Origin of the sequence: Bacillus sp. CDB3 (genome assembly GCF_002081505.1) — a bacterium.
GTDB lineage: Bacteria > Bacillota > Bacilli > Bacillales > Bacillaceae_G > Bacillus_A > Bacillus_A cereus_AT.
In genome coordinates, this window is the sequence record NZ_ALBR01000082.1 from 51,014 (window position 1) to 58,404 (window position 7,391).

Here is a 7,391-nt window from a genome sequence, read left to right on the forward strand (position 1 = left end):
ATTTAATGAAAAATCAAATTAATATTAAAGATAATAATTATCATTGTCAATAAAAAGTTAGACTATTTTCATTCTCTTAACCTAGGTCTACTTCTAAGTGCATGTCTTTCTCTCACAGGAATAAAATTCCCATACTCTACAAAAAAGAAAACTAGAGATTTCCCCAAAGGAGGTCTCTAGTTTAAGTTCGTTGATCAGCAACGATATGAATATCAATATACTTCGTTTGTCTCATAATTTCATTTACAATAGAACCTTTCCGTATTTCTTCCCACCGTGTTCTCGCCGATTGTCCGAGTAAAACTTGTGTCACCTGTAGTCTGTTCGCGACTTCAATAATAACATCAGCTGGCTTTCTTCCTTTCGCTTCTTCTAATACAAAGCTCGCATCAAATTGATTTGTTAGCGATTTCCACTCTTCAATTGTTTGCTTTTTCCCTACTGAAAGTGAATCTATATTTTCCCGTTCTACGTTTAAGACATACAATTCAGCGTTTAACCGATCAGCCATGCGCCAACCTCTCCGTATTAATTTCTCTGCTGTTGAACTGTATTGTACACAAACGAGAATTTTTTCTTTCACCCCAATCGGTTCTATAACTGTTTGGCTAATTTTCTCATCCATATCATCTGCAACTTCACGAAGCGATAATTCCCTTAGTGCTCCTAAATTATTTAGCGTAAAGAAGTTTTGTAAGCTTTGCTCTATTTTTTCTTCCTTATATATCTTTCCATCTATTAATCTCTTCCTTAATACCTCAGGTGTTGCATCAACAAGTTGAATTTCATTTGCTTTTTGCAAAATAAAATCTGGAATACGCTCTCTTACTTTTACATTCGTAATTTGAGCTACAATGTCATGAACACTTTCTAAATGTTGAATATTAAATGCTGATAATACTGATATACCAGCCTCTAGCAATTCTTGAACATCCATATAACGCTTCTTATTTTTAGATCCAGGAATATTACTATGCGCGAGTTCATCCACTACAACTACTTGCGGTGCACGTTTTATAATTCCTTCCACATCAAGCTCATAAAATACCTTTCCTTTATAGTCTATTTCTTTTAGCGGAATTTTTTCTAAATCAGCAATTGCTTCTTCCGTCTCAATTCTCCCATGTGTTTCAATTAAACCAATTACAATATCAATACCATCTTTTTTCATCTCTCTTGCATCAAAGAGCATTTTATAACTTTTCCCTACTCCTGGTGCAGCCCCTACGTATAGCTTTAACTTCCCGCGATTTTGCTGACGAATATATTCTAAATACTCTTCTGGCGTTCGCCTTTGAAACGTCGGTTTATAGTCATCCGCATACAAAACACTCACAGCCTTTCTTTCGAAACAACGCTACCTCAATCCGTTAGATTGAGGTAGCGTTGTTACTATTTCATTAATTTCTGTAATTCTAAATTTAACTTTAAGACGTTCACGCGATCTTCTCCAAACAAGCCGAGCGCAGCACCTTCTGTTTGATCCTTAATCAATTGATCCAGCTTTTCTTTCGGAATATTCGTTAATTTCGAGATGCGATCTACCTGCACAGAAGCCGCTTTTGGACTAATGTCAGGATCAAGCCCTGAACCCGAATTCGTCACTAAATCTATCGGTACTTCTGTAACTGGAATGGTTGGATTTTGTTTCTTCCAGTCTTCAATACTTTTCTCAACTCGTTTTGCTAATTCTGGATCAGACGGTGCATAGTTATTTGAACCAGATGCTTCTGCTTTATATTCTATACTAGAGACACGTCCATGAAAATAACGTGGATCTGTGAAATTTTGACCGATTAATTTTGAACCAACTACTTCATCCTTATCATTATATATAAGACTTCCATCCGCATTATCCTTCATTACCGCTTGCGCAATACCAGTTACAATAAGCGGGTATACAAGTCCACACAAGACTAGAAATGTAAAAGTAATACGAATAATTGGTGAAAGTATACTTTGTTTTTTCGCCATCTTTTTTCCCCTCTTCCTTATATGAACAAGCCGACAATCATATCAATTACTTTAATTCCAATGAACGGAACGATCACTCCGCCAAGCCCGTAAATGAGTAAGTTTCGACTAAGTAGTGCATTAGAACTCATCGGTTTATACGCAATACCTTTCATCGCTAACGGAATGAGTAACGGAATAATAACTGCATTAAATATTAATGCTGATAAGATTGCTGAAAGCGGTGATGTTAATTTCATAATGTTTAATGCTTCCATTTGCGGAATCGCAAGTGTAAACATTGCTGGAATGATTGCAAAATATTTTGCAATATCATTCGCAATACTAAATGTCGTTAACGCACCTCGTGTCATTAACAATTGCTTACCGATTCCTACAACCTCAATAATTTTCGTTGGATTCGAATCTAAATCAATCATATTCGCTGCTTCTTTCGCAGCTGTCGTACCACTATTCATCGCTAATCCAACGTCAGCTTGCGCTAATGCCGGAGCATCATTTGTACCATCACCTGTCATCGCTACAAGTTTCCCTTTATCTTGCTCTGCTTTAATAACCGCAATTTTATCCTCCGGTTTACACTCGGCAACGAATTCATCTACCCCTGCTTCTTTTGCAATTGTTGCTGCTGTTAACGGATTATCACCAGTACACATAACCGTTTTAATCCCCATTTGGCGCAATTGTTCAAAACGTTCACGCATACCAGGTTTTACTGTATCCTTTAAATAAATCAAACCGTAAATACGATCATCTACTGCAACTACAAGCGGTGTCCCACCCTCTTTTGAGATTAAATCTGCTTTTTGATTCACATCTTTCGGAATTGTTCCGCCTTGCGATTGAACCCATTCAATAACTGCACTAACAGCACCTTTTCTCACTTTCGTTCCGTCCTGTAAATCAACACCACTCATTCTCGTTTCTGCTTTAAATGGAACAAATTCACCTTGTTCTGCAATTTCTCTATTATATGATATAGATTTCGTTTGTACATATTCTATAACTGATCGACCTTCTGGTGTTTCATCTAAAACTGAGCTAATCGCAGCCCATTTTCCTACTTGCTCAATCGTTTCATTTCCTACAGGAAGCAGTGTATGTGCCATCCGGTTTCCGAAAGTAATCGTACCCGTTTTATCTAAAATAATTGTATTAATATCACCCGCAGCTTCTACTGCTTTCCCTGACATTGCTAGCACATTAAATTTTGTCACACGGTCCATCCCAGCAATACCAATCGCTGATAATAACCCACCAATTGTCGTCGGAATTAAACAAACTAACAACGCTACAAGTACAGCTGTATCAATTTGAAACCCTAAATAATTTGTAAAAATCGGCAACGTCACAACAACTATTAAGAAAATAAGAGTTAAACTCGTTAATACTGTATTTAAAGCAATCTCATTCGGCGTTTTTTGACGAGCAGCTCCTTCTACTAAAGAAATCATTTTATCGATAAATGATTCACCTGGGTTACTCGTAATCACAATTGTAATCTCATCACTTACGACCATCGTACCGCCTGTTACGGAACAAAAATCGCCACCTGCTTCTTTTATAACAGGAGCAGATTCTCCTGTGATTGCAGATTCATCTACAGACGCTAATCCTTTAATTACTTCACCATCATTTGGAATCATTTCTCCTTGTTTTACAATAACAACGTCACCTTTTCTCAGATCAGTTGCTGAAACTTGAACAATATCTCCATTTTCTTTTACAACATTTGCAAATACATCTTTTTTCGATTGTTTTAAAGAATCGGCTTGCGCTTTACCACGACCTTCAGCTAACGCTTCTGCAAAGTTAGCAAATAAAACTGTAAATAATAGAATGAGAGAAACTGTTATATTAAACCATCCTGGTACGCTACTCGAACTACTTGGAAGAAAGGATAAAAGTAACGTTATTATAAATCCAATTTCCACAATGAACATAATAGGATTTTTTATCATTACTTTCGGATTCAATTTCGCAAAGGATTGTTTCATCGCATGCGTCACGATATCACGATCCAACGTTTTCGCTTGTCTAACCTCATCTTCTATAACATGTATTTGTGACTCGTTCACTTGTTTTTCTTTTACTACTACCGGTCTCATCATTTACCCTCCATTACTTCAATGTAAGAAATTCTGCAATTGGACCTAATACTAACATCGGGAAGAATGTTAACGCACCGACAATTACAATCGTTCCGATGAAGATGCCACCAAATAAACTATTATCCGTACGGAATGTTCCGACTGTTTCTGGTACGACCGTTTTCTCCTTCAGTGAAGCAGAAACAGCTAGCATCGTAATTAAGCTGAAATAACGTCCTAAAAACATAACTAAACCAGTCGTAATATTCCAAAACGGCGTATTATCCCCTAAACCTTCAAATCCAGACCCGTTATTCGCAGCTGACGATGTGTATTCATATACAACTTGCGTTAAACCGTGAAAACCGGAATGAGAAATGGCATCTGTTCCTAAACTTGTTGAAAGAGCTAATGCTGAAAATCCTAAAATAAGCAACGGATGGAATAATATCGTTACCGCAATTAATTTCATTTCCTTACCTTCAATCTTTTTACCTAAAAACTCTGGCGTCCGTCCGACCATTAATCCTGATATAAAGACTGCAATAATTGCATACATGATAATATTGATAAAGCCTGCTCCAACGCCGCCATATACTGTATTCAACATCATATTTACGAGTGGAACTAAACCGCCAATTGGTGTTAACGTATCATGCATCGTATTAACCGCTCCTGTTTCAGCAGCTGTCGTTACTGTCGCGTAAAGTGAAGAAAATACGGTTCCGAATCGTACTTCTTTTCCTTCTGTGCTTCCTTGCACATGCTGGATACCCGTTTGGTTCAATACTGGATTCCCATGTAATTCGGATGTCGTAATCGTTATAAATCCTAGTAAAAAGACCATGAACAGTGATACAAAAAGGATACGTCCTTGCTTTTTATTTCCTACCATTCTTCCGTACGTAAATGGAAGTGCTGTTGGTAATAACATCATAAGCATCATTTGCAAAATATTACTAATTTGTCCTGGATTTTCAAATGGATGCGCTGAGTTTGCTCCGAAGAAACCACCACCATTATTCCCAAGTTCCTTAATTGAAACGAATGATGCAACTGGTCCACGTAATATACTTTGCTTTGCACCTTCAATCGTATGTGCTGTAACTGCCCCGTCTAACGTTTGTGGTACACCGAGTGCGACAAAGGCTAACGCCGCAACAAATGCGATTGGAAGAAAAACTCTCGTTAAAGCTCTCGTAAAATCAACGAAGAAGTTCCCAAGTTCTTTTCCAGCAAGCCCTCTTATAAATGCCATAACAATCGCTAACGTCGTTGCTGGTGCTGCAAACATTAAAAACGTAATGGCGATTAATTGTGATAAATAAGACAAACCATTTTCACCGCTATAATGCTGTAAATTTGTATCAGCCATAAAACTAATTGCTGTATTAAAAGCGAGCGTAGGCTCCATTCCCTCAATATGCGCTGGGTTTAGCGGCAGCACACCCTGTAATCTGAAAATGAAATATACAACAACAATCATAAATCCGTTGAGTAAAACGAGTGATAATGCGTACTGTTTCCACGTTTGATTGTATTCTTTTACACCCGTAATTTTAAAAATAAGTTTTTCAAAAGGCCCGAATACTTTATCTAGCGTTTTGCTACCTTGAAAAGCTTTTTCTAAATAAATCCCCGTTGGCTTTGCTACTAAAATAAACAAGAGCATTGTAATAACGACTGCAACCCAAATCATAATGAATGATTCCCCCTAATTAAAACTTTTCTGGATTTAATAATGCGTACACTAAGTACACCGTAATCGCTGCAACAATAACCGATAAGGCAATCATCATGATTGCTTCCCTTCTTTCACAACTTTATCTGACCAACTTGCAAGACTTGCCATCGATGCGACTAACACAACAAAAATCCCGATCATTACAACATCTAACATAATTACCCCTCACTTTTGTTAAAATTTACCATATATTTATCAAAAAAAGAACACTAAGCTCTACTTAGTGTTCGAAATGAACAACACAAAGTAAACCTCCTCTCTAAACGCTTACGAGGTTAGCTGTCGGATTCGGGCCTAAAGAGTAGCCCTACTTTCAAAATTGAAAGATTCACCCCAAGTGACGATGCACAAAATTGGTTCCCCCGCTCCATTTCTGGAACTCAGCGATTTTAGGTTTTTTTTGGAAATTTCATGAATGATTTATGAGAGTAAATATACTCCTCTAAATTTAACTTGTAAAGAGGCAAATTACTTAAAACAAGAAAAAATTCCGCTATTTAAACGCTTACATTGCTTATTATTAATATTCTTTCATCTATTTTCTTGTGTTTTCTTTTTTTTTCATAGAAATGATCTTTTAAATATGAAATAAAAAGAGCGAATGACATGAAGTGCATAGCTTGTTGCACTCAGCATTCGCTCTCTTTTCATTCAATCTTTATTCGCCTCGTAAAAAAGCACGCAAATTTCTCCCTCGAATATAAACTTGTGATAATTCTGCATGTAACTGCTCATATTCGGTAATATCCACCTCTAAATACAAAATATCTTTTGATGGTAATATAATATATGGCCCTGGAAAAAAGAGGATCAATTTGGACCAATTCCTGAACCCTCGCTATCGATACCGCCCAACGATTCGCTATATCTCCTAGTAACAACACCTTCATCTTCTTTTCCCCCGCCCTATTCAAAAAATAAAAAGAAATGTTATCACAGTTCGTAAACACTACAAATTTAGCTCCAATCGTTTCATAGAGCCTGGCCGGATATTGTTTATTCCTTGTAACAACAGTAATCGGCGCTTGAAAAGAAAAACGAATGCGTTCCGTGAAGAAGCTAACTATCGGGAGCTCATCTCCTAATAAAATCACTTTCTTAATCCGCTCGCAAATACTAGTAAAATCCTGCTCCTTATTACAGCTATAAGTCCAATCAAATCCACAATTTCTAACTTGATCTGCTATCTCTTCATTTGCTGTAAAAATAATTAACTCATGCTGAAATGCTGCTACCTCTCTTAAACTCTTTACCTTATTTTCTTCTCCAACGCAAATAAGCGTTAATTCCATGTACCTCATCCTCCTTAGCATAAAAGAACTCAAACATAGATTGATATTCTCCTATACTAATCAGACCGACGAAGTAATATATTCATCATGGCACCGCCCTCTCTCAAGACGCTTACGAAGTTAGCTGTCGGATTCGGACTTTGAGAGTAGCCCTACTTTCAAAATTGAAAGATTCACCCCTAGTGACGACGCACAAATTGGTTCCTCCGCTCCATGCATTTGGACTCAGCGTATTACAAAAAATGTATTCTGGCTGATATATTACTCCTGTATTTTGAAAAAGTAAACAAT

6 protein-coding genes, 2 pseudogenes and 2 riboswitches are annotated in these 7,391 nt (G+C 37.1%); all 8 genes and pseudogenes read right to left on the bottom strand.

Going from position 1 to position 7,391, the window contains the following annotated elements; translation table 11 throughout:
* Positions 1–181: 181 nt before the first annotated feature.
* Positions 182–1,336, bottom strand: a complete 1,155-nt coding sequence (kdpDN, locus tag CDB3_RS20385; protein ID WP_128855756.1) for a KdpD-like non-kinase potassium sensor — start codon at positions 1,334–1,336, stop codon at positions 182–184.
* Positions 1,337–1,392: 56 nt separating this feature from the next.
* Positions 1,393–1,974 (bottom strand): K(+)-transporting ATPase subunit C, encoded by a 582-nt coding sequence (gene kdpC, locus CDB3_RS20390; RefSeq protein ID WP_128855757.1) that lies wholly within the window; start codon positions 1,972–1,974, stop codon positions 1,393–1,395.
* Between the two features lie 17 nt (positions 1,975–1,991).
* Positions 1,992–4,082, bottom strand: coding sequence for a potassium-transporting ATPase subunit KdpB (gene kdpB / locus CDB3_RS20395; RefSeq protein ID WP_128855760.1), 2,091 nt, complete (start codon positions 4,080–4,082; stop codon positions 1,992–1,994).
* A 13-nt stretch (positions 4,083–4,095) separates the two neighbouring features.
* Entirely contained in the window at positions 4,096–5,763 is a 1,668-nt protein-coding gene (kdpA, locus tag CDB3_RS20400; protein ID WP_128855758.1) for a potassium-transporting ATPase subunit KdpA, read from the bottom strand.
* A gap of 19 nt (positions 5,764–5,782) precedes the next feature.
* Positions 5,783–5,863, bottom strand: coding sequence for a K(+)-transporting ATPase subunit F (gene kdpF / locus CDB3_RS20405; protein WP_000972378.1), 81 nt, complete (start codon positions 5,861–5,863; stop codon positions 5,783–5,785).
* Entirely contained in the window at positions 5,860–5,964 is a 105-nt protein-coding gene (locus CDB3_RS20410) for a SipW-dependent-type signal peptide-containing protein (RefSeq protein WP_000887889.1), read from the bottom strand. The genes kdpF and CDB3_RS20410 overlap by 4 nt, the downstream gene beginning before the upstream one ends.
* 94 nt (positions 5,965–6,058) lie before the next feature.
* A riboswitch (cyclic di-AMP (ydaO/yuaA leader) is annotated at positions 6,059–6,204 on the bottom strand.
* A 262-nt stretch (positions 6,205–6,466) separates the two neighbouring features.
* Positions 6,467–6,698: pseudogene (locus tag CDB3_RS32490) on the bottom strand (hypothetical protein).
* Positions 6,699–6,722: 24 nt separating this feature from the next.
* Positions 6,723–7,100 (bottom strand): annotated as a pseudogene (locus CDB3_RS32495) (hypothetical protein); the annotation flags it as partial.
* Positions 7,101–7,193: 93 nt separating this feature from the next.
* Positions 7,194–7,341, bottom strand: a riboswitch (cyclic di-AMP (ydaO/yuaA leader).
* Positions 7,342–7,391: the final 50 nt, after the last annotated feature.